The sequence below is a fragment of the Victivallis lenta genome (assembly GCF_009695545.1).
In the GTDB taxonomy this organism is placed as follows: Bacteria; Verrucomicrobiota; Lentisphaeria; order Victivallales; family Victivallaceae; genus Victivallis; species Victivallis lenta.
Window position 1 is genome coordinate 293,966 of the sequence record NZ_VUNS01000003.1, and the last position, 20,224, is coordinate 314,189.

General features: G+C 60.9%; 17 protein-coding genes and 1 pseudogene. 10 read left to right on the plus strand and 8 right to left on the minus strand.

The window, feature by feature from the left end:
* The first annotated feature begins 13 nt into the window (after positions 1 to 13).
* Positions 14 to 739, plus strand: coding sequence for a prepilin-type N-terminal cleavage/methylation domain-containing protein (locus tag FYJ85_RS22955; RefSeq protein WP_206212981.1), 726 nt, complete (start codon positions 14 to 16; stop codon positions 737 to 739).
* A 12-nt stretch (positions 740 to 751) separates the two neighbouring features.
* Positions 752 to 1,891 (plus strand): glycoside hydrolase family 99-like domain-containing protein, encoded by a 1,140-nt coding sequence (locus FYJ85_RS05045; protein WP_154417169.1) that lies wholly within the window; start codon positions 752 to 754, stop codon positions 1,889 to 1,891.
* A 30-nt stretch (positions 1,892 to 1,921) separates the two neighbouring features.
* On the opposite strand, the gene FYJ85_RS05050 is transcribed toward FYJ85_RS05045, so the two are convergent.
* Positions 1,922 to 2,776, minus strand: coding sequence for a PocR ligand-binding domain-containing protein (locus FYJ85_RS05050; RefSeq protein WP_106053806.1), 855 nt, complete (start codon positions 2,774 to 2,776; stop codon positions 1,922 to 1,924).
* Positions 2,777 to 2,979: 203 nt separating this feature from the next.
* Between FYJ85_RS05050 and FYJ85_RS05055 the strand changes: the two genes are divergently transcribed.
* Complete coding sequence (locus tag FYJ85_RS05055; protein WP_154417170.1) at positions 2,980 to 4,086, plus strand: phosphotransferase enzyme family protein; 1,107 nt, start codon at positions 2,980 to 2,982, stop codon at positions 4,084 to 4,086.
* A gap of 69 nt (positions 4,087 to 4,155) precedes the next feature.
* Here the strand turns inward: FYJ85_RS05055 and FYJ85_RS05060 are convergent, their stop codons facing one another.
* The 4 genes from FYJ85_RS05060 to FYJ85_RS05075 are packed head-to-tail and all read right to left on the minus strand — an operon-like array spanning position 4,156 to position 9,402.
* Complete coding sequence (locus FYJ85_RS05060; protein WP_154417171.1) at positions 4,156 to 5,619, minus strand: ABC transporter substrate-binding protein; 1,464 nt, start codon at positions 5,617 to 5,619, stop codon at positions 4,156 to 4,158.
* A gap of 3 nt (positions 5,620 to 5,622) precedes the next feature.
* Positions 5,623 to 7,596 (minus strand): hypothetical protein, encoded by a 1,974-nt coding sequence (locus FYJ85_RS05065; protein ID WP_154417172.1) that lies wholly within the window; start codon positions 7,594 to 7,596, stop codon positions 5,623 to 5,625.
* A 37-nt stretch (positions 7,597 to 7,633) separates the two neighbouring features.
* Positions 7,634 to 8,356 carry a prepilin-type N-terminal cleavage/methylation domain-containing protein gene (locus FYJ85_RS05070; RefSeq protein ID WP_106054000.1) on the minus strand — a complete coding sequence of 241 codons (723 nt, stop codon included), beginning with the start codon at positions 8,354 to 8,356 and terminating at the stop codon, positions 7,634 to 7,636.
* Between the two features lie 17 nt (positions 8,357 to 8,373).
* Entirely contained in the window at positions 8,374 to 9,402 is a 1,029-nt protein-coding gene (locus FYJ85_RS05075; protein WP_158704084.1) for a LacI family DNA-binding transcriptional regulator, read from the minus strand.
* A 355-nt stretch (positions 9,403 to 9,757) separates the two neighbouring features.
* On the opposite strand from FYJ85_RS05075, the gene FYJ85_RS05080 reads away from it, so the two are divergent.
* Together FYJ85_RS05080 and FYJ85_RS05085 are read left to right on the plus strand one after the other, a co-directional pair.
* The gene (locus tag FYJ85_RS05080; RefSeq protein WP_154417173.1) at positions 9,758 to 10,933 is read left to right on the plus strand and encodes a Gfo/Idh/MocA family protein; all 1,176 of its coding nucleotides are present in this window, start codon (positions 9,758 to 9,760) and stop codon (positions 10,931 to 10,933) included.
* 57 nt (positions 10,934 to 10,990) lie between these two features.
* On the plus strand, positions 10,991 to 11,986 hold the full coding sequence (locus FYJ85_RS05085) for a Gfo/Idh/MocA family protein (RefSeq protein WP_154417174.1): 996 nt from the start codon (positions 10,991 to 10,993) through the stop codon (positions 11,984 to 11,986).
* A gap of 99 nt (positions 11,987 to 12,085) precedes the next feature.
* Here FYJ85_RS05085 and FYJ85_RS05090 read toward each other — a convergent pair whose 3' ends face one another.
* The 3 genes from FYJ85_RS05090 to FYJ85_RS05100 form a co-directional block, all read right to left on the minus strand.
* Positions 12,086 to 13,585: an ATP-binding cassette domain-containing protein gene (locus FYJ85_RS05090; RefSeq protein ID WP_154417175.1), complete on the minus strand. Its 1,500-nt coding sequence runs from the start codon at positions 13,583 to 13,585 to the stop codon at positions 12,086 to 12,088.
* 152 nt (positions 13,586 to 13,737) lie between these two features.
* Positions 13,738 to 14,835 (minus strand): GntR family transcriptional regulator, encoded by a 1,098-nt coding sequence (locus FYJ85_RS24175; protein WP_106053995.1) that lies wholly within the window; start codon positions 14,833 to 14,835, stop codon positions 13,738 to 13,740.
* A gap of 96 nt (positions 14,836 to 14,931) precedes the next feature.
* A complete protein-coding gene (locus tag FYJ85_RS05100; RefSeq protein ID WP_106053994.1) occupies positions 14,932 to 15,684 on the minus strand; it encodes a DUF1559 family PulG-like putative transporter in 753 nt (250 codons plus the stop codon).
* A 258-nt stretch (positions 15,685 to 15,942) separates the two neighbouring features.
* Here FYJ85_RS05100 and pyrR point away from each other — a divergent pair, with 258 nt between their 5' ends.
* From pyrR to FYJ85_RS05125, 5 genes and pseudogenes are all read left to right on the plus strand, one after another.
* The gene (gene pyrR, locus FYJ85_RS05105) at positions 15,943 to 16,491 is read left to right on the plus strand and encodes a bifunctional pyr operon transcriptional regulator/uracil phosphoribosyltransferase PyrR (protein WP_106053993.1); all 549 of its coding nucleotides are present in this window, start codon (positions 15,943 to 15,945) and stop codon (positions 16,489 to 16,491) included.
* A gap of 29 nt (positions 16,492 to 16,520) precedes the next feature.
* The gene (locus FYJ85_RS05110; protein WP_106053992.1) at positions 16,521 to 17,447 is read left to right on the plus strand and encodes an aspartate carbamoyltransferase catalytic subunit; all 927 of its coding nucleotides are present in this window, start codon (positions 16,521 to 16,523) and stop codon (positions 17,445 to 17,447) included.
* Positions 17,444 to 18,721: a dihydroorotase gene (locus FYJ85_RS05115; RefSeq protein WP_106053991.1), complete on the plus strand. Its 1,278-nt coding sequence runs from the start codon at positions 17,444 to 17,446 to the stop codon at positions 18,719 to 18,721. The genes FYJ85_RS05110 and FYJ85_RS05115 overlap by 4 nt, the downstream gene beginning before the upstream one ends.
* Positions 18,718 to 19,866 (plus strand): M20 metallopeptidase family protein, encoded by a 1,149-nt coding sequence (locus tag FYJ85_RS05120; RefSeq protein ID WP_106053990.1) that lies wholly within the window; start codon positions 18,718 to 18,720, stop codon positions 19,864 to 19,866. The genes FYJ85_RS05115 and FYJ85_RS05120 overlap by 4 nt, the downstream gene beginning before the upstream one ends.
* 173 nt (positions 19,867 to 20,039) lie before the next feature.
* Positions 20,040 to 20,224 (plus strand): annotated as a pseudogene (locus FYJ85_RS05125) (hypothetical protein); the annotation flags it as partial.

The window sequence follows — 20,224 nt, forward strand, 5'->3', positions numbered from 1 at the left end:
AGGAAATGGTGGTATGATGAAGAAATTTACCTTGATCGAACTGCTTGTCGTAATTGCGATCATCGCGATTCTCGCCTCGATGCTGCTGCCGGCGCTGAACCAGGCGCGTGAATCCGGCAAACGGGCCTCCTGCGTCAACAATCTCGGCCAGATCGGCCGCGGAATCATCCTGTACACGAATGACTTCAACGGCTGCATCGTGCTCCGCGACCGGAATGAAAACAATCTGCCGCAGGTGCTCGGCGGGGAAAACGCGGCCGGAGGAAACGGGAATTTCAAAAACTCAGCCTACCTGACCGCCACAAGCTTGTTCTTCTGCACGAAGACGCCGGGGCCGAACCGGGACTATACGAAATATTTCAGCTACGCGTTCCTGCACCCGGTCGTGCCGGACTGGAACGGAATCACCGGCGCTTCGATCATCCGGGACCCGATCGACGGCGGCTGGAACGGCGGAACGCTGGTCTATCACCGGATTCCGCAAGCCTCCCGGTTCCTGCTCGGCGCCTGTTCCCGGCGCATTGAGAACGGAAACACCGGGTACGGCTACTGGGCTTTCCGGCCGACCGGCAACTTCCTGGAGGGGACCGGCGGAATCGCGCTGAACCACGGCAAAAAGGCCAATGTCCTGATGGCGGACGGGCATGTCGCCGCACAGGAGGCGGGCGATCTGCGCAACGGCCTCTGCCAGATCAAACAGGTCGTCGGCTCCGCCGGAGAGACGATCACCATGCCCTGACCGGAGACGATCATGAAGGATATCCAGATTGCTGTTTACTACTTTCCGAACTACCACGCCGATCCGCGCAACGAAGCGGTTCACGGGCGGGGCTGGACCGAATGGGAGCTTGTGCGCAGTGCGCGGCCGCGTTTCCCCGGGCACCGGCAGCCGAAGGTGCCGCTCTGGGGGTGGGAAGACGAGGCCGATCCGCGCGTCATGGCCCGGAAAATCCGGGCGGCCTCCGACTCCGGAATCGACGCATTCCTGTTCGACTGGTATTATTATGACGACGGCCCGTTCCTCGAACGGGCGCTGCTGGAAGGTTTCCACGGCGCGCCGAACTGCGGAGAACTCGCCTATGCGCTGATGTGGGCCAATCATGACTGGACTGACATTCACCCTCTCCCGGCGGACGGCAGCGCACGGCTGCTTCACCGCGGCGCGGTCACGCCGGAGAGCTTTGAACGGATGACTGATTATATGATCGGAACCCACTTCCGGCATCCGTCCTATTGGAAAATCGACGGCTGCCCGTATTTCTCGATTTACGAAGTTTACCAGCTGGCCGCAGGGCTCGGCGGCTGGGAGAATGCGGCGGCCGCGCTCGGCCGGTTCCGGAGCAAGGTGCGGAAGGCCGGCTTCCCGGGGCTGCACCTGAACGCGGTGCTCTGGGGCGTGCAACTGCTTCCGGGCGAAACGGCGGCGGACTGTCCGGAAGAGATCGTCCGGCGCCTTCGATTCGACAGCGTGACCAGCTATGTCTGGGTTCACCACGCCCGGCTCGACCGCTTTCCGCGCACCGGCTGCCGCGAAGTGTTTGAGGCGAACCGCGCGTATTGGGAGGAGGCTGCCCGGAAGTTCGGCGTGCCGTATTTCCCGAATGTGACGGTCGGCTGGGACCCGTCTCCGCGAACTGTCCAGAATCTGCCGTTCACCAACGCGGGTTATCCGCATATGCCGATCATGGAACAGGCTCCCCGCGAATTCGGGGCGGCGCTGGAGGCCGCCGCACAGTTCGCCGCCGGACTCCCGCCCTCGCAGCGGATCGTGACCGTCAATGCCTGGAATGAATGGACCGAGGGCAGCTATCTCGAGCCGGATGAAGCGAACGGCTTCGCCTGTCTCAACGAGATCCGCTGCCGGAAGCGTCCGGCCGAAGCCGTGGTCTGATTCCGCGCGGGAACCGGAGTGCGGCTCCGGCTATGAGTGCCGGACGCTGCGTTTCCGGTCGCGGTACTCGCCGGGCGGCAGGCCGCGCCGTTTGCGGAACACCCGGGAGAAATAGAATTGATCCGTGAAGCCCGCCGCGAATGCTGCTTCGCCGACCGTCGCCTCCGGATTGGCGCGCCAGTACTCTTCGGCTTTTTCGAGGCGGCGCTCGATCAGCAGTTCCTTGAAGCTGGTCTGGTAGTTGCGGCGGAGGAACTGCGAAATGGTCGAAACGCTGCGGCCGAGCTTGCGCGCCATTTCCGGCAGCCGGATTTCCTCGGTACAGTGCTGCTCGAGGTAGCGGTCGATGTCGTGACGCAGCCGGTCGCCCTGGAGGACCGCGAGTTCGCGCACGCTGATGTAATCGATCAGCATTTTGAAAAGCCCGAGCATGTTTTCGAGCTTTTCGGCGTTGATTTTCGGCAGGGCGTGGAATGCCGCGCCGAGCCGCGCCCGCTGTTCGGCCGTCGCGCACCGTTTCAGCATGCAGTCCGGGACTTCGTCATTCGAGCGGAACTGGCCGATCATCAGGAATCCGGCCAGTTTGTCATGGATGAACACGGGAGCGATCGCTTCGCGCAGGCCCGCGTGGCAGCGGTAGTCGATGATGCCGCGCTTTGCGACGGCTTCGGTCCGCTTGGCGGTGTCCATCGAAAGACACTCCTTCAGCGTGCCGAGCTCCTGCTGGACCATCGCGCAGTAGTCGCTGTTGCGCATATGCTGGCCGCGGCGCAGCTCGCGCCCGTCCACGGAGAAGAAGGTCACGCGCAGGTCCAGCACTGCGGCGAAGTGGTCGATCAGGGACTGAACCTCATCGCTCAGAAACAGTTCGAACGCAGTTGTCATCGCTTTTTTCCCTTCGGCGTGACCGTTGATTTAACGCTTCGCTTTCCCGGCTTCCGATTCAGGGATAAGCTCTCACCTTTCCTACTATATCTCCGGAATGCGGAAAAGTCCATAGGTGTTGTGAAAATTTCCATTTTGCAAATCCGCTCCGCATTCTATATTGGGTAGGAGGGAAACTGATCTTCATATAAGGATATTCGACAATGAAATACGATTTGCGCGGCGTCTGCGGCTCCTTTGATCTCCGGGGCGAATATGTGATCGGCGTGCCGTTCGGCACGGGCCATATCAACGATACATTCGCGGTGACGTTCGACCAGAGCGGCACCCGGGTCCGCTACATCGTGCAGCGGGTCAATACGAATGTGTTCAAGCAGCCGGAGCAGCTGATGGAGAACTTTGAACGTGTGACCTCCCATATCCGCGAGAAGATCCGTCTCGAACGTGCCGGGAATCCGGCTACGCGTCACAGGACGCTCGAGCTGGTTCCGGCGAAGGGCGGCCGTCCGTTCGTGCGCGACGGCGAAGGGAACTTTTTCCGCTGTTACTGCTTTGTCGAAAATGCGCGCACCTACGACATCCTCGAGACGCCGGAGCAGGCGTTCGAGGCGGCTTCGGCGTTCGGGTGTTTCCAGAACGATCTTGCCGATCTCGAGGGGCGGTTGAATGAGACGATTCCGAATTTCCACAACACGGTTTCGCGCCTTGCCGCGTTGGAGCGGGCGGCAAAGGAGGACCGTGCCGGGAGGCTGGCGGCGGTCGGGCCGGAGCTCGAGTTCATCCGGCGGCGCGGCGCCGACTGCTCGAAACTCCTTGACCTCCAGGCGGCAGGGGAGATCACCGAACGGACGACGCATAACGACACGAAGCTGAACAACGTTCTGATCGACGACCTGACCGGCAGCGGCTGCTGCGTGATCGATCTCGACACGGTCATGCCGGGGCTGCCGCATTACGACTTCGGAGACATGGTGCGCACGGGGACGAGTCCGGCGCTCGAGGACGAACGCGATCTGTCGAAGGTCGTCATGCGTTTCGGGATGTTCGAGGCGCTGCTGCGCGGTTACCTGGCTGGAGCCGGGAACTTTCTTTCTCCGCTGGAGAAGTCGCTGCTGCCGTTTGCGGGTCGGCTGATCACGCTGGAGACGGCGATTCGTTTCCTGACCGATTACCTGGAAGGGGATGTCTATTTCCGGATTCACCGTCCGGAACACAACCTCGACCGCTGCCGGACGCAGATAGCGCTGGTGCGTTCGATGGAAGAACAGTCCGATGCGATGCAGAGACTGACCGAAGAGATGATGAAGTAAAAATCAAGGCGGCTTAGCCGCCTTGATTTTTACTTTATTATCTTTTTTGGCACATTTGCAGACGCATCCTTACTCAAGCATCCCCTGCTGAGCATACCACGCCCGGAGGAAGCTGTTCCTGATCCACTCGGTCGGCAGCTTTTTCCCCGCCGCTTTGTATTCGTCGATTTTCCGCTGTAACGCGCAATCGGCTTCATATCGCTTCCGTATCGCCCCGGAGGAGGCGGCATGTTCCGCGATCGAGTGGTTGATGAACCGTTCCGCGTCGGTAAGCGCCTGCTCGGGCGTCGCAAGTCCGTTAGTGAACTTTTCGTATGCGTAGTTCAATTTGTTGTCGCCGAGCGGGTAATACGGCGACACCGGATCGTTGAAACCGATCGTTTTCGCCCATTTCAGCTCGTTTGCGTGCAGATTGCCTTCGTTCGGATATTCCGGCGGATTCAGGTATTCCGGATTGTTCTCCGCGAAAGCCGGATTCGGCGGCAGCCCGTCCGCACCGGTGATGATCTGATTGTTGTATTCGCGGTCAGCCAGGAAGAGCAGGAAAAGTTTCGCATATTCCGGATACTTCGTCCCCCGGTAGATTCCGGTGCTGCGGGCGAGAAGCCGCATATTTTTGAATCCGAACTGAGGAAGCTGGCTGAACGACTGGCGCACCGGCTGCTTCATGCGGCGCAAATCCATGTTTGCGTAACGCCCGGTCAGGAACATCGCGTACCGGCCCGACGCGAACAGCAGCGATGCGTCGTTGTTGACGCTTTGCCGGCTGTGGTCGCCCGCCCGCTCGGCGGCGGTCGGCATCAGGTGGTCGATTTCGGTCCACTTGTGCTGGAGCTTCACTGCATCGATGAATTCGGTACGGTTCAGTTTTGCGGCGGTCAGTGTCTCGTTGAAAACGTCTGCGCCGCGGCTGCGGGCAAGCTGGAGCATCATCGGAGTCCAGGCGCAGAAAAACACCTCCTGCCGCGGCTTCCCGGCGTTGGCGCGGCGGGTGAACTCGAGCCCGATCCGTTCGAACTCCTCCGGCGTCCATTCCTCGGGCGGCGCGGCCATGCCGACCTTTTCGAACGTATCGACGTTCACGAGCAGCCCGTAACAGGCGAGATTGCACGGGTAAACGTACTGCCGGCCCTCACAGGTCAGGAGCTCGGCGGCCGGGCCATAGTTCCTTTCCGGATTCAGCCCGTTTTCACAGGCGAATTCCGTGATGTCTTCGAGCACCCCCATCGGAGCAAACCGTTCGACTGCAATCCGGTCGATCAGGTCGCTGCCCATGCCGGAGACCGCCTGGATCAACGAACTCTGCTGGTCGCTCGCCTGAAGCTCGATGTCGCAGACCGGACCGCCGTCCGGCGCGGTGTGGCCGTTCCTGACCAGCCATTTCCGGAACAGCTCGGCCTGCTCGTACCGTTCCGGGCAGATTCCGGTCGCCCAGACCAGCACCGGCCGGTCCGCCTTCGACCGAAGCGAAAGAACCGTGCAGACGGAGGCCAGCGCGAGTGCAATGACAACGATCAGGAACAGCTTTCTCATGGGTTACTCTTTCCGCAGGATGTCGAACGTGGTGTTCTTGCCGAAGAACCGGTAGACGCCGGGCGATACTTCGACCGTGCGGCCGTTTTCGGAGAGATAACCGGTTTCACCGTCGCCGACGGTGAGTTTCGCTTCTCCCTCTCCGGAACTCACCTGACAGACCAGGACCCGGGTCGAACCGTCCGCCGCGCGGAAAGCGCGGGCGTAGATTTTGCCTTTGACGGCTTCGGTTTTCACTTCGGGCGCGGCTTCAGCCGACAGCAGATACGGTTCGAGTTTCTTCAGCCGTTCCGCCACCCGGCAGACGATCGGCCAGCGCCGCTCGAACTGAAGCTTGTCCGGGCCCCAGTGCAGATCGAAGTACGAATACATCACGAACCCCTTTGCGCCGCGCATCGCTTCGAGCAGGCAGATCGTATTCATCTCCTCCTCGTTCGGGGCGCGCTGCGTGCTGAAGTACGGAACCGGATTTTCCTGCCATTTCGTGCCGCCGAAGTTGTAGAAGCCGGTATGGTGAATCTGCGGCACACTCCAGAGCGGCATGTTCAGCGCCTCCGCCGCGCGGGTCGAGGCGTCGGTCCCTTCGATGTGGCTGTCGTCGCGGAAGTTGATCGGATACGGGTCGTTGCCGAACACGTCCTGGCACGGCACGTAGTGGTGAAAGTCCGGCCACTGGTAGAAGACCGACCAGGTCGGGTGGAACGGGTCGAGCCGGTTGACCAGCCGCCGCCGCGCCGCGACCTCCGGAATCCTGTCCACCGCGGCTTCGTCGCAGATGTACCACGAAAGCAGCGCCGGGTGATTCCTGAACCGTTCAACCAACCGGGTCACGACTGCGTCGTCACCCTCGTTGAACAGGTCTTTCAAAGAAAACAGCACCTTGATGCCGAGCTTGTCGCAAAGGTCGAGCGCTTCGGCGACCGCGTCGTCGCCGGTCAGCTTCGAATCCTCCAGCTTCAGGACCGGGCTTTTATACGGCATGATGCAGTTGAACGGGCTCGCCGCGATCAGTTCGAGATCCCTGCGGGTGACCTGCTGGGTGTAGAGCCCGAGCGGCATATAGGGTTTCCCCCCGACGATGAGCCGCCGGTCCGCATCGATCGTCGCGGCGTTGGCCGGAAGCGCGGGAGCCGGAGAAAAGGTCATCGGAATCTGCGCCTCGGCGAGAATCCGCTTCCCGGCCGGGTCGATGCGGCGGCAGATGATCGTGAACGAGCCGTTTTCGAGCTTGTCCGGCCGGAATTTCAGGTTCCGGAGATTGGCGGGGAATTTCCACTGCCCGAGTTTTCCGCCGTTCTGTTCGACTTCGACGAGCTGAAAGTGCCCGTCGCCGTCCTCGCCTTCGTAGAGCGTGAAAAGCTCGACGTCGCCGCCCGGATTCAGCGTGTGATGGGTCGGGTAACTGGTGTCCGCCCTGAGCCGCGGCGCGATCTCGTTGACGAACACATCGTCAAACCACGCCTCGCCGGTCGCGTTTTTGCGCAGATACAGCGTAATCTTGTAATTCGCATCGGTCCGGTCCGGTTTTGCTGTGAACTCTCCGGTCAGCAGCTGCCAGTCGGTGTCGCCGGTCCGGTTGTGGACGTAGCCGCCCCCGGCGTATTTGTCGTCGTACCCTTCAATGCAGATTCCGGCGCCTTCGCCGGTGACGCCCCTGGTGCGGACCATCGCGCCGAAGCGGTAGCGCCTGCCGGGAACGATCCTGATCTGCTGCGACACCTGCCGGTAGCCGCCGGGGGCCGGACGACGGTAATGAAGCCCGCCGGTCTGGTTGATGCCGTATGAGCCGGTGGAACATTCGGTTCCGTCAATATTCTCCCAGCCGGCGGCGCCCTGTTCGAAACCGGCGTTGCGGACGAGTGAGCCTCCCCGGTCGCCGGCGGCTGGCGGCAGGTAGCCCGACAGATCGATTTCGGCGCCGGAGGCGGCGAGCAGCAGGGAGACGCAGAGCGCGGAGACAATACGGGTCTTGAGCATGGCTGATCCTGTTGTTGGAGTTTTCTTTGTGAGGTGTTTACTGCATGACCCGGTCGGTCCACCAGCGGTTGTAGGCGTACATCGGGCACCAGTAGGTGATGAGGTCGCTCTGCAGCTCTCCCCACTGCCTGGATTCGACGTGGCCGTCGAACATCGAAAGGTTTCCGCGCAGGGAGTGACGCACCGCAACCGGATACCAGCCGTCCCGCTTGCCCGCTCCCCAGTACTTGCCGGCCTGGATCAGCGCAGTGACGTCCGAGCTGAGGCCGGCGGTGCCGTTGTCCGGGTTCGGTTCGGAGTCGCCGAACTCCACGAGCTTCGAGGTTTTGGCCCGCCGGCTGAGGATTGTCGAATATTTGAAGCCGTCGGTTATGCTGTTCGGGCCGGTCGCCTTGAACCAGATTCCGTAGGTGTAGATTTTTTCGCGCTGGGCGGCGGCGGCCTGGTCGCTGAGTTTGACGGCGTTCGGCACGGAGGGACAGATCAGCGACTTCTCCGGCAGTTTGTAGAATTCATTGAAGATATGGTGAAACGTCAGCAGCTTGCCGTCGTACCGGAAATAGGCGGTGGCCAGCCGGTCGTCGTAATCATTCCGGTAGAGACTCGAGGTGAGCGCGAGATTCTTGAGATTCGAGACGCAGCCGGCCGACTTCCCTTTTTCGCGCGCCTGATTCAGCGCCGGAAGCAGCATGGAGGCGAGGATGGCGATGATCGCGATAACCACCAAGAGTTCGATGAGGGTGAAAGAATTCCGTTTCATGGCGAATCTCCTTCTGTTTAGGCTTTCCGGGTTGGAATGCAGGAACCGCGTTCGATGAATGCACCGGGAATATACTCCTGGATCAGCTCCGGCTGATCCAGCTTCTGGTTGCGCGTGATGATTTCGACGGCGCGTTCCGCCACGGCGTCGTAATTGTTGCTGATCGCGGCGATTTCGGGAGTGAACGCCTCGGCGGTCGGCCAGTCGTCCATCCCGACGATCGACAGGTCGCCGGGGACGGCGAGACCGCGTTTGCGGAGCTGCTTCAGGCAGAAGCCGATCGTGGTCGGATTGCCGAGCAGCAGGGCATCCGGCCGGAGCGGAAGCACATCGTCGAGAAAGGTTTCGACCAGCTCCGGCGTGTCGATTTCGCGCAGCGGCTTGCAGTAAATCAGCTCCTCGTCGACCGGGAGCCCGGCGGAGGCATGGGCGTCGCGGTAGGCGCGAAGCCGGGCGTGGCAGTCCGGCGTGTCGTACGCGGTTTTGGCGTAGACGATCCGGCGGTGGCCGCGCCGGAGCAGCGCGTCGACCGCGAGACGGAAATTGCCGTAGTAATCCGGAGAAACGAAGCTGAACGGCTCCCTGCTCAGCGGCGGATTGATGAAGAGCACGTTCCGGAACGGCTTGAACAGCGGCGGAATCGTCGCGGCGAAGTCGTAATAGTGGGCGAGGCAGATCACGCTTTCGATATTGTAGCCGAGCAGGTCGTCCACATATCGCCGGATCGTGTCGAAGCTGTCATGCACCAGGCCGATCTGGAGCCGTCGCCCTGAAAGGAAAATCCGCTTTTCGATCGCGGCCATGATGTTGTTGTAGAGCCCGCAGCACTGGCTGTCGATGATGACGCCGATGATGTCGTTCTTGCGGTGCGCAAGCTGCTGGGCGACGAGATTCGGCCGGTAGCCGAGCTTGTCGGCGGTTTCACGCACGAGCCGGACCGTGCGGTCGCTGACTTTCGTGGTTTTTCCGCCGCCGCCCAGGAGCGCTTTCGACACGGTGGATTTCGATACCCCCGCCTCGCGTGCAATTTCTGAAAGCGTAACCATGGATTTGAATTCCCCTGTTGAAATGTACCGGTACATTCAATCTTTCAAAAAAGAGAGAGCCCGCTTTGCCGCGTCTCCCGCATCGTTCGGTATTAATTATGACATGTACCGGTACATTTGTCAATAGGCAATCTGAAAAAAAACGGAAAAACAGCGGAAATCCCATCGGATCGCAGCGCAACCGAAATGAGAAAACGGACCGCGGAGCCGGAACGCCGTTCCGGGAGCCCGGCGGGGATTGATTTTCCTCGCAAAAAATCGATCCGGGGGAATGCAACCGCTTGCAATCCGTAAAATGCTGCGATATAATAAAGAAAGGGTAGATCCCTGAACGATTAGGAAAGGAATTCTGGAAATGGCGACCAAAGCGGCAGCGGCAAAGAAGGCGCCGGCAAAAGCCCCGGCGAAAGCTCCGGTCAAAAAGGCTCCGGCGAAGAAGGCAACGGTAAAGAAGGCGGAAGCTCCGAAGAAGCTTCGTGTGGCGATCATCGGCTGCGGCGGTATCAGCCACGCCCATATGGCGGCCTACAAATCGATTCCGGAGGTCGAGCTGGTCGGCTTCTGCGACATCAATCCGGAACGGCTGACCGAGTACCAGGAAAAATACGGAGTCAAGCCCGAACAGTGCTTCGAGAAGTGGGACGACCTCTTCAAGACGGTCAAGCCGGAAGCGGTCGACATCTGCACCCCGAACGGCGTTCACTGCCCGGCCGCGGTCGCGGCCTCCGAAGCGGGCTGTCACGTGATGGTCGAAAAGCCGATGGCGATGACGCCGGACGAATGTGAAAAGATGATCGCCGCGGCGAAAAAAGCCGGCAAGCTCCTGGCCGTCGGCTTCCAGCACCGTTACAACTCGAAGACCGATTATCTGGTCAAGGCGCGCGACGAGGGTAAATTCGGCAAGCTCATGTTCGTGAAGTGCCAGGCGCTGCGCCGCCGCGGCATTCCGAACTGGGGCGTGTTCGGCCGCAAGGATCTCCAGGGCGGCGGCCCGATGATCGACATCGGCGTGCATGTCGTCGAAATGGCGCACTACTTCATGGGGTCGCCGAAGCCGGTCGCCGCGACCGGCAACTGCTGGACCTATCTCGGCGACAAGCCGAGCGAAGTCATGAGCATGTGGCCGAACTGGGACTACAAGACCTACACGGTCGAAGACCTCGCGATCGGCCATATCCGCTTCGACAACGGCATGATCATGCAGATCGAGTCGTCGTTCGCGGCCCATATCGACAAGGACGAATGGAAGTTCGTCGCCATGGGCGAAAAGGGCGGCTGCGACTGGGATCCGCTGCAGATTTTCACGGACGACGCCGGTGCAATGGTCCACATCAAGCCGGATTACGTCGCGCCGGACTGGAACAAGGACTGGACCTACCTGTTCGCCCGCAAGCTTCAGAACTGGGTTGACGGCATCCTGAAGGGAACCCCGCTGCGGGCCTCCGGCGAGGAGGGTCTCGCGATCCAGAAGATTCTCGACGGCATCTACCGCTCCGCCGAGCAGGGCGGCAAGGAAGTGCCGATCAAGTAATCGTTTGCATTGGAATCGATCCCGGTTTTGCGCCGGGATTTTTTTTGGAGGAATGTCATGAAACGAATCGCTGTCGCCGGGGTCGCGCATATTCATATGCCGCACTTCGCCAAGCTGTTGAAGGAACGTCCGGGATTCGAAGTCGTCTCGGTCTGGGATCACGATGCGTCCCGGGCGGAGAAGTATGCCAAAGAGCTCGGCTGCGGTGTCGCCGCAAGTTGCGAGGCGCTCTGCCGGGATGGTTCCGCCGATGCGGTCGTCGTCTGTTCGGAGACCGACCGCCACAAGGGAATTGTTCCGCTCGCCGCGAAGGCCGGAAAACATCTGTTCGTCGAGAAGCCGCTCGGATTTTCCGCCGCGGATGCGCTCGCCATGGCCGATGCGGTCCGCGAAGCGGGCGTGCTGTTCCAGACCGGCTACTTCATGCGCGGATCTTCCGTGCATCAGGCGCTGAAGAAGATGGTGAATGACGGTGTGTTCGGCCGGATCACCCGCGTGCGCCACGTGAACTGCCACCACGGTTCGCTCGGCGGCTGGTTCGATACGGATTACCGCTGGATGGCCGATCCGACCGTCGCGGGCTGCGGCGCCTTCGGGGATCTCGGCACCCATTCGCTCGATATCCTGATGTGGCTTTTCGGCAAGCCGGAGCTGGTCACCGGCGATATCCGGACGATAACCGGCCGGTACGGCGAAAACTGCGACGAAACCGGCACCGCGCTTCTGAAATTCCCGGGCGGAATCGCCGGCACGCTTTCGGGCGGCTGGGTCGATGTCATGAATCCGGTGACTTGCGAAATCAGCGGCACGGAAGGCTTTGCCTATGTGCGCAACGGCGAGCTTTTCGTGAAATCCTCGAAACTCGACGGCGCCGACGGTTCTTCTCCGTGGAAGGAGCTGCCGGCCGAGCTGCCGCACGCCTTCACGCTTTTCCTCGACGCTGTCGAAGGAAAGAGCGTCCCGCTGGTGACTGCGGACGAGGCCGCCGCGCGCAACGTCGTCATGGAAGCGATCTATCGGGCCGCACGCACGGCGACCTGGGTCAAACCCTGATTTCCGGGGCACATGCCCATGAAATATGCAGCGGGCTCCGGAGGAAGGCGAAACGCCTCCTCCGGGGCCCGCTGTGTTCTGAGCGAGTTGTATCGAGGGTCAGCTCCGTTCGATCTGAAGACGGCCTTTCGCCAGGAGCCAGCGGACCGGACAGAGCCGGTCGAGAAAACGCCGGTCGTGGCTGACCAGCAGCAGCGCGCACTGCGCTGCGGCCAGCGCCGTCTCGAGACACTCCACCGACGGCAGGTCGAGGTGGTTGGTCGGCTCATCCATGACCAGCAGCTCGATGTCGTCATTCACTCCGAGAGCGAGGTGCAGTTTCCGCAGTTCCCCGGGGCTCAGCCGTTCCGAGGCCAGCACCCGTTCGGGGGACGACCCGAGGTTGTGGATGATCCGCATGACCGACCCGCGCTGCCGGACCGATAGCGAAGCGAGCTTTTCCGCGATTGCCTCGCGCTCGCTTTTTTCGATCTCCTGCGGCAGGTACAACATCCGTTCCGGATCGATCCGCAATTCGGGCAGAATACGGCGGATCAGCGTCGATTTGCCGAGGCCGTTGCCGCCGGCGATGCCGATCCGGTCGGCAGGAGCCATCTCCAGTGCCGGATGGTCGAGAAAACGACCGCCGCCGAGCCTGATGCGTCCGGCCGGGAGAGAGAAAAGCACATTTCGTTTCGACCGGACTCCGTAAGGAATATCGAACCGGTACGATTCGTCCGCTACCGTCCCGAGCCCGGCGACTTCGGCGGCCTGCCGTTCGACCCGGACGCGCTGGCGTTTTACGAGGTTGTCGGCGGCTGAGCTCCGGCCGGTGACGCGGGCGGCGTCGATCCGTCCCTTGCCGTCATGATCGTGCCGCGCAAGCTTCCGCTTCGAATTTTTCGCCTGAGCCGCTTCGGCCTTGCCGCGGCGGCGCTGAAGTTCGCGCTTCATGCGGTCGAGTTCGGCTTTTTCGGTCGAAAGCGTGGCGCGCAACGTTTCGCGTTCGATTTCGCGCCGGCGCTTCCCTTCCGAATATCCGCCGGAACGCATGATGACGGAACCCGGCTCGATGAACAGGCACTGTTCGCAGAATTCGTCCAGCAGCGTACGGTCGTGGCTGACCAGAAGGCCGATTCCGCCGAAGCTGCGCAGCGCGTTGCGAAGCTGTTCCGACGATGCCGCATCGAGGTGGTTGGTCGGTTCGTCGAGGAGCAGGATGTCATATCCGCCAATCAGCGCACAGCCGATCTGGGAGCGCTTGCGTTCACCGAACGACAGCGTGTGCCAGCGGACGGCCCAGTCGGAACCGATTCCGAGCGTGTCGCGCAGCTCCGCCGCGAACCGTCCCGGAGAAACGATCAGCTCCTCCAGCTCCGGCGGCACGGCATCGCACTCCTGGCTGCACAGGAAGAACCGCCCCTCGCGGTCCACCCGGCCGGACTCCGGCCGGAGCTCCCCGGCCGCCAGTTTCAGCAGCGTGGTTTTCCCGCCGCCGTTGAAGCCGACGACACCGGTCCAGCCGCCGGGAAATACGCAGGAGAGATCGTCGAACAGCACGCCGGCCGCCGACGGATAACCGAAAACAAGATGCGAAAAAGAGAGAAAAGGTACAGACATAACGATTTTCCGAAATAAAAAAAAAGTTTTGTGCGAAAACGTTTTTTTACTTCAGAAACGCATGTGCTACCCCCTGTTGCGGTTGATATGATAAAATACTATAAATCCGCTTGCGGAAAAAGTCAAGCCGGATGTCGCGGATAACCGGGTCTCTACCGGCGGGCCGGCGCGAAAGTCTCGTTTTCGGAGAAGCGGACCGCCGCCTGAATGGCTCGGGGCGGTTCATCCGGATTCTGCGTCCGCCAGCGGATCAGCTCGAGAGCACGGTACGCCTGATCTTTCAGTTCGGCGGAGAAAAGCGCCGGCCGGGGGCAGTAGAATTCCGCCTCCTGCCGGTCGCCGAAGGTCAGCACCGACATGTCCTCCGGCACCCGGAAGCCGATGTCGCGCAGCCCTGAGATCACCGCCCAGTAGAAGCTCAGCGGGCAGACGACGGCGCTGTAACCGGCGATTTCCCGTTTCCGTTCGTTGAATGCCTGCCGGATCGCATGGTGGGCCAGCTGGAAAAACGGCACCTCCAGCGACATCATCGATGAATTGTACTCCACATCCGGATATTTAGCCCGGAACACCTGCCCGAAACCGGTCAGGCTCGGATGAATCGAGGCAAGAATTCCGTATTCCCGGACCAGCTGGTCCACCAGGAAAATGCGGCGGTGCCCGAGTTCGTACAGCCGGTCGCAGGGTTCTTCCATTCTGGCGTCATTCAGATAATAGACCGAATCGCGGCCGATATGTTCCGCACTGGAGCAGACCGCGACGACCGGCTTGGCGGGCGAACACAGTTTCTCAAGCAGAATCCGCGGCATTTTCTCCGCCTGCTGGATCATGGTCAGGGCAAGTGCGTCGCAGTTCTGCCAGAGATCGAGCAGCGAACGGTCCTCCCAGCTTCTCGCATTGACGACTTTGAGCAGCCAGTTGGCCTCTTCGCAGGCCTGGGAGAAGTACATGACGGTATCGAGGGTCTCCGGCGCCGCCCAGGCGGGCTGGACCAGCCCGAGGATTTTCTGCACCTTCTGCTCGGGAATCTCATTGCAGACGAAGGTTCCGCTGCCGTGGTTGCGCTCGAGGATTCCCTCCTGCACCAGTGCGCTCACCGCCTTGCGCAGCGTCATGTAGCTGACGCCGATCTGGACGGCGAGCTCCCGTTCGGGAGGCAGGACGGAGCCGCGCGCGAAATTGCCGATCCGGATCTCCTTTGCGATCCACTCTCTGGCCATATCCGCCTTCGTCATGCGCTGTTCATCCATCACGGAACCACCCCGGTTGTCTTGTCGATATCCCGGTTACAATACCACCGGATTCGCAGATATCAAATGAATTTTCCGGGGAAGCGCCGTTTTCTCCTACCGGCGGACGCCTACGCTGTTGACTTCGTTCAGCGCCACATCGGCCACGTGCAGGTCGAACCAGAGGATATTCTTTCTCTGGTTGTGGCGGAAGGAGAACTCAAAACCGGCGTCGCCGCGCGAGGAATCGGTATAGTTGTTCAGCTGATCGCCATTCTGGAAGGCATAATCATTCCCGGCGCCGCCGGAATAAAAACCCATTTCGCCGATAAACACTGTGGTGGAAGGCTGCGGGAACACACCGACTCCTCCGTCAGTCGTCGCCCGCGAAGTCGGCTTGACGACATAATAATTGGTCGCGCCGGAACTGCCATCCTTGTAGGAGCGCCAGTTGGTAAGGCCGTACCAGGTGACCAGAGGGCCGAAGCCGTACATGGAGTAGCTGATCCGGTCGATATTCGAGGTGCTGAACGGGTTGGACGGGCAGTGCAGCGAGCCGGTTTCGCGCCTTCTGGCGGCTTCGGTCCAGTCGTGAGTCACCTTGTTGTCCATGCCGAGGTACGGCATCAGCAGCCAGCTCCAGGCGTTGCAGTTGGCTCCCAGCACCGCGGCCGGCTTGGAGGGCGGATAGTATGTGTAGTCCCCCGCGTACAGGGCCAGGCCGGTCCCGACCTGCTTGAGGTTGCTTGTACAAGTCGCCTTGCGGCCCGATTCCCGCGCCCTGGACAGGGCCGGCAGCAGCATCGAAGCCAGAATCGCGATGATCGCGATCACCACCAAGAGTTCAATCAGCGTAAAATTTCTTTTCATTCCCGGCTCTCCGTGTCAGGTTGAGTAATTTTTGATATAGCACTTTGCTACATGTTGTTGATTTATTATACCAAAGTGCTATACAAATGTCAATAGGCATTTCAAAAATTTTTGAAAAAAATAATTGCAGCGGCCCGAAAACGGCCGGTTTCCCGGGATTTCAAAAACCGGATATTTTTTCCGGACGGAATGTTGTGAAAGCGGTAAAACGGCGGTATATTGAGTAAAGTAAAATTTCATTCTTGCTCGGAGTAATTCATGACGCTCAAGAAACGCCTTTACACGGCCGCGGAGACGGCTGCGGCGATCGACCGGATGGCGGCGGCCATCGTCGAGGACTGCCGTGCCGCCCGCGAGGAAGATTTCGCCCTGGTCGGACTTTATCAGCAGGGAGTTCCGCTGGCGGAGCGGCTCTGCGCGGCCATTGAGACGCTGTCCGGCCGCCGGCCGCCGATGGCGATGCTCGACATTTCTCTCTACCGCGACGATTTCGGGAAGAGAAGCGCTCTGCCGCTGATCCGCGAAACGGTTATTCCGTTCGATGTGAACGACACCAGGATCATTCTCGTCGACGACGTGCTTTCGACCGGGCGCACCATCCGGGCCGCGCTCGATGCACTGACCGATTACGGCCGTCCCGGCATCATCCGGCTCGCGGTGCTGGTCGACCGGGGCAGCCCGGAGTTCCCGATCCGCGCCGACTATGTCGGATTCGCCTGCAATCCCCCGGCGGACCACAAGGTTGCGGTCCGTTTCGACGATGACGATTCGGCGGAGAGCGGCATTTATGAAGTCGAGTGGAAGTAACGAAACAATTCAGAACCAAGAGTCGCCTTATGGAATGGACCAGAAAAGATCTGCTCAGTCTGTATGACCTGAGTCCCGAGGAGATCACCTTCCTCCTCGACACCGCGGAGGAGTTCAAGAAAGTCTCCGAACGCAAAGTCAAGAAAGTCCCGGCCCTCCGCGGTAAAACCGTGGTCAACTTCTTCGTCGAGCCGAGCACGCGTACGCGGGTCTCGTTCGAGCTTGCCGAACAGCGTCTTTCGGCGGACATCGTGAATATGCAGGCGCAGGTCAGCAGCCTCAAGAAGGGCGAGACGCTGCTCGATACCGTGCGCAACATCGAGGCGCTGCAGGTCGATCTCGTCGTCATGCGCCACAGCACGCCGGGCGCGCAGGACTTCATCGCACAGCATCTGAAGTGCGGCGTGGTGAACGCCGGCGACGGCGCCCACAGCCACCCGACCCAGGCGCTGCTCGACATCTTCACGATCCGCGAAAAAATGGGCCGGATCAAGGGGCTGAACGTAACCATCCTCGGCGACATCCTCCACAGCCGGGTGGCGCGCAGCAACATGTGGGGGCTGCTGAAGCTCGGAGCGAACGTGACGCTCGCCGGCCCCTCGACCCTCGTTCCGCGCGAATTCGAAGCGGTCGGCGTCAAGGTCTGCCACAATCTGAAGGACGCGGTCCGCGACGCGGATGTCGTGAATTTGCTCCGCATCCAGCACGAGCGGCAGGCGGCGGGCTTTTTTCCGAGCACCTCCGAATACGCCCGGTTCTTCGGAATCAACCGCGAAACCATGAAACTCATGAAGCCGGATGCGCTGATCATGCATCCGGGCCCGATCAACCGTGACGTCGAAATCACCAGCGAAGTCGCCGACGGGCCGAATTCGGTCATTCTCGAACAGGTAACCAATGGATTGGCGGTCCGCATGGCGGTGCTTTTCCTCGTAGCGGGGTGTGTGCAGAAATGAACGGCAAAAGCTATATTTTCAAGGGCGCGCGGGTCATCGACCCGGCGCGCGGTGTTGACGCGGTCATGGATATCGGCGTGGCGGAGGGCCGCGTCGTCGATCCGGGGCAGATCGCCAACCCGGAGGTCGTCGATCTCAGCGGGAAGATTCTCTCGCCGGGCTTCATCGACCTGCATGTGCATCTGCGCCAGCCCGGCAACAACATGGCCGAGACCATCGCCTCCGGCACGGCTGCTGCGGCGGCGGGCGGCTTCACCAGCATCGTCGCGATGCCGAATACGAATCCGCCGGCCGACACTGCCGGCGCGATCGAGTTCCTGCGCCAGACCGCCGCGCAGAAGGGAGTGGTGCATGTGCTCCCGTGCGGCTGCATGACCAAGAACTACGAGGGCAGGGAGATGGCCGGTATCGGTTCGCTGAAGGCCGCCGGCGTGGTTGCCCTCAGTGACGACGGCCGCTGCATTCAGGACCATTCGCTCATGCGCCATGTGGTCGAATACGCGAAATCCTTCAATCTGCCGATTCTCGACCACTGCGAGGAGAAGACGCTCGCGGCCGATGGCGTCATGAACGAAGGGAAATGGTCCGTCCTGCTCGGGATGAACGGCATTTCGGGAGCCTCCGAGGAGCTCATGGTTGCCCGCAACATCATCCTCGCCCGCCAGATCGGCTGGAAGATCCATATGCAGCATGTCAGCGTCAAGGAGAGCGTGGAGCTGCTCCGCAACGCCCGGGCGAAGGGGATTCCGGTCTCCGGCGAAGCGACGCCGCACCACCTGACGCTGACCGACGAGTGCATCAAGACTTACAGCACGAATTACAAGATGAATCCGCCGCTGCGTTCGGAAGAGGACCGTCTCGCCCTCATCGAGGGCGTCGCCGACGGTACGATCACGGTGATCGCCACCGACCATGCGCCGCACACGCGCACAGCCAAGCTGGTTGAATTCGATTATGCTCCGTTCGGCATCATCGGGCTTGAGACCGCGCTGCCGCTCTGCTATACCGAACTGGTGGCCAAGGGAGTCATCGATCTCGCCGCTCTCGTGAAGCTTTTCACGACCGGCCCCGCCGAAGTGCTCGGCATCGAAAATTACAGTCTGGCCGAAGGACGTCCCGCCGACATTGTGATTTTCGATCCGGCCCGCAAATACACCATCGATGCCGACAAATTCAAGTCGAATTCGCGCAACACGCCGTTCAACGGGCGCGAAGTCGAGTGCAAGGTCTGGGGCACGCTGGTCAACGGGAAAATGGTCTACTGCGAAGAATGAAGACGCTTGCGGACATTCTGCCCGGAATCATCGAATTCCGCCACGCCCTGCACCGGATTCCGGAGATGGCCGGGCAGGAATTCAAAACCTCGCAGCTGATCCGGGAACGGTTCGCCGTTCTCGGGCTTGAAGTGCTTCCGCCGTTCCTCGGAACCGATGTCGTCGCGCTTCTGCACGGCGGCCGGGGAGCGGGCCGGAATGTGACGCTGCGTGCCGACATCGATGCGCTCGCGCTCGAAGAGGCGACCGACAGGCCGTATCGTTCCACCCATCCCGGGCATATGCACGCCTGCGGCCATGACGGACATGCGGCGATGGTGACGGGGGCGGCGGAGCTGCTGGTCTCGCGTCGCGACGAATTCGCCGGGAGCGTCCGCTTTGTTTTCCAGCCCGGCGAGGAAAACCGGGCAATGGGCCGCGAACTGGTTGCCGCCGGGGTGCTGGAGAATCCGGCGGCGGATGTCGTTACCGCCCTGCACGGCATGCCGGGGCTTCCGATTGGAACACTGGCGACCCGTACCGGCGCGATCATGGCTTCGTGCGCTCATTTCAAGGTCGTGCTCCGGGGAAAAGGCGGCCACAGCAGCCGCCCTGCGCTCTCCCGGAATCCGGTGACGGCGGCGGCGGCCCTTGTCCATGAGTTGGAGGGAATGACCGGGCGTCTTGTCGATTCTCAGCGGCCGGCTGTTCTGACCATCTGCCGCATTGCCGGCGGCGAGCTTGCCAACGTGATTCCGGACGAAGCTGTCGTCGAGGGGACGATCCGCTCGCTTTCGCCGGACTCCGATGCCGTGCTTGAGGATGGTTTCCGCCGAACTGTCGCCGCCGTCGGAGCCATGCGGGGAATCGAAACGGAAATCGAGTACCGCCTTTCCTATCCGGTCACGGAAAACGCGCCGGAGCCGACTGAGCTGGCCCGGGAGGTCATCCGCGCCGGCAGCGGCCGTTACGTCGAGCTGGCGGAGTCTTCGATGGGGGCGGAGGATTTCGCCTATTACCTGAAACGCTGTCCGGGGGTCTACGTCAAGGTCGGCACGGGGGAGAATTCGCCGGCGATCCACAATTCCCGGTTTGATTTCCCTGACGAAGCGCTCCCCTTCGGAATCGAGTACCTCGTGAACTTCTCCCTCGCTGCATTGGGGTGACGGTGGTAAAGCCGCAGAGATAATGAAGTAAAAGTCAAGGCGGCAGAGCCGCCGCCGGCACCGGCACCCTGCCGGTCTGGGGTCCGGGGCGCTTCGCCCATATGCGCTAGTTAAACCTCTTGTAAAATGATAAATTACTGCTATTTTCTTATCAGAACAAGCGAGGTATTCAAATGGCAGTTTGGGATGAGTATTTTTCGGATTGGGATTTTATTGTCTCTTTGTTTCCCGAAGGCTGGCAGGAAAAGTTCCATGAACTGAAGGTCTTGAAATTCGGGCGTAAGTTTACAGGAGAGAATAAAGAATCCGACCTGCTTCGGCTCATTTTCCTGCATCTTGCAGGAGGGCTTTCGTTACG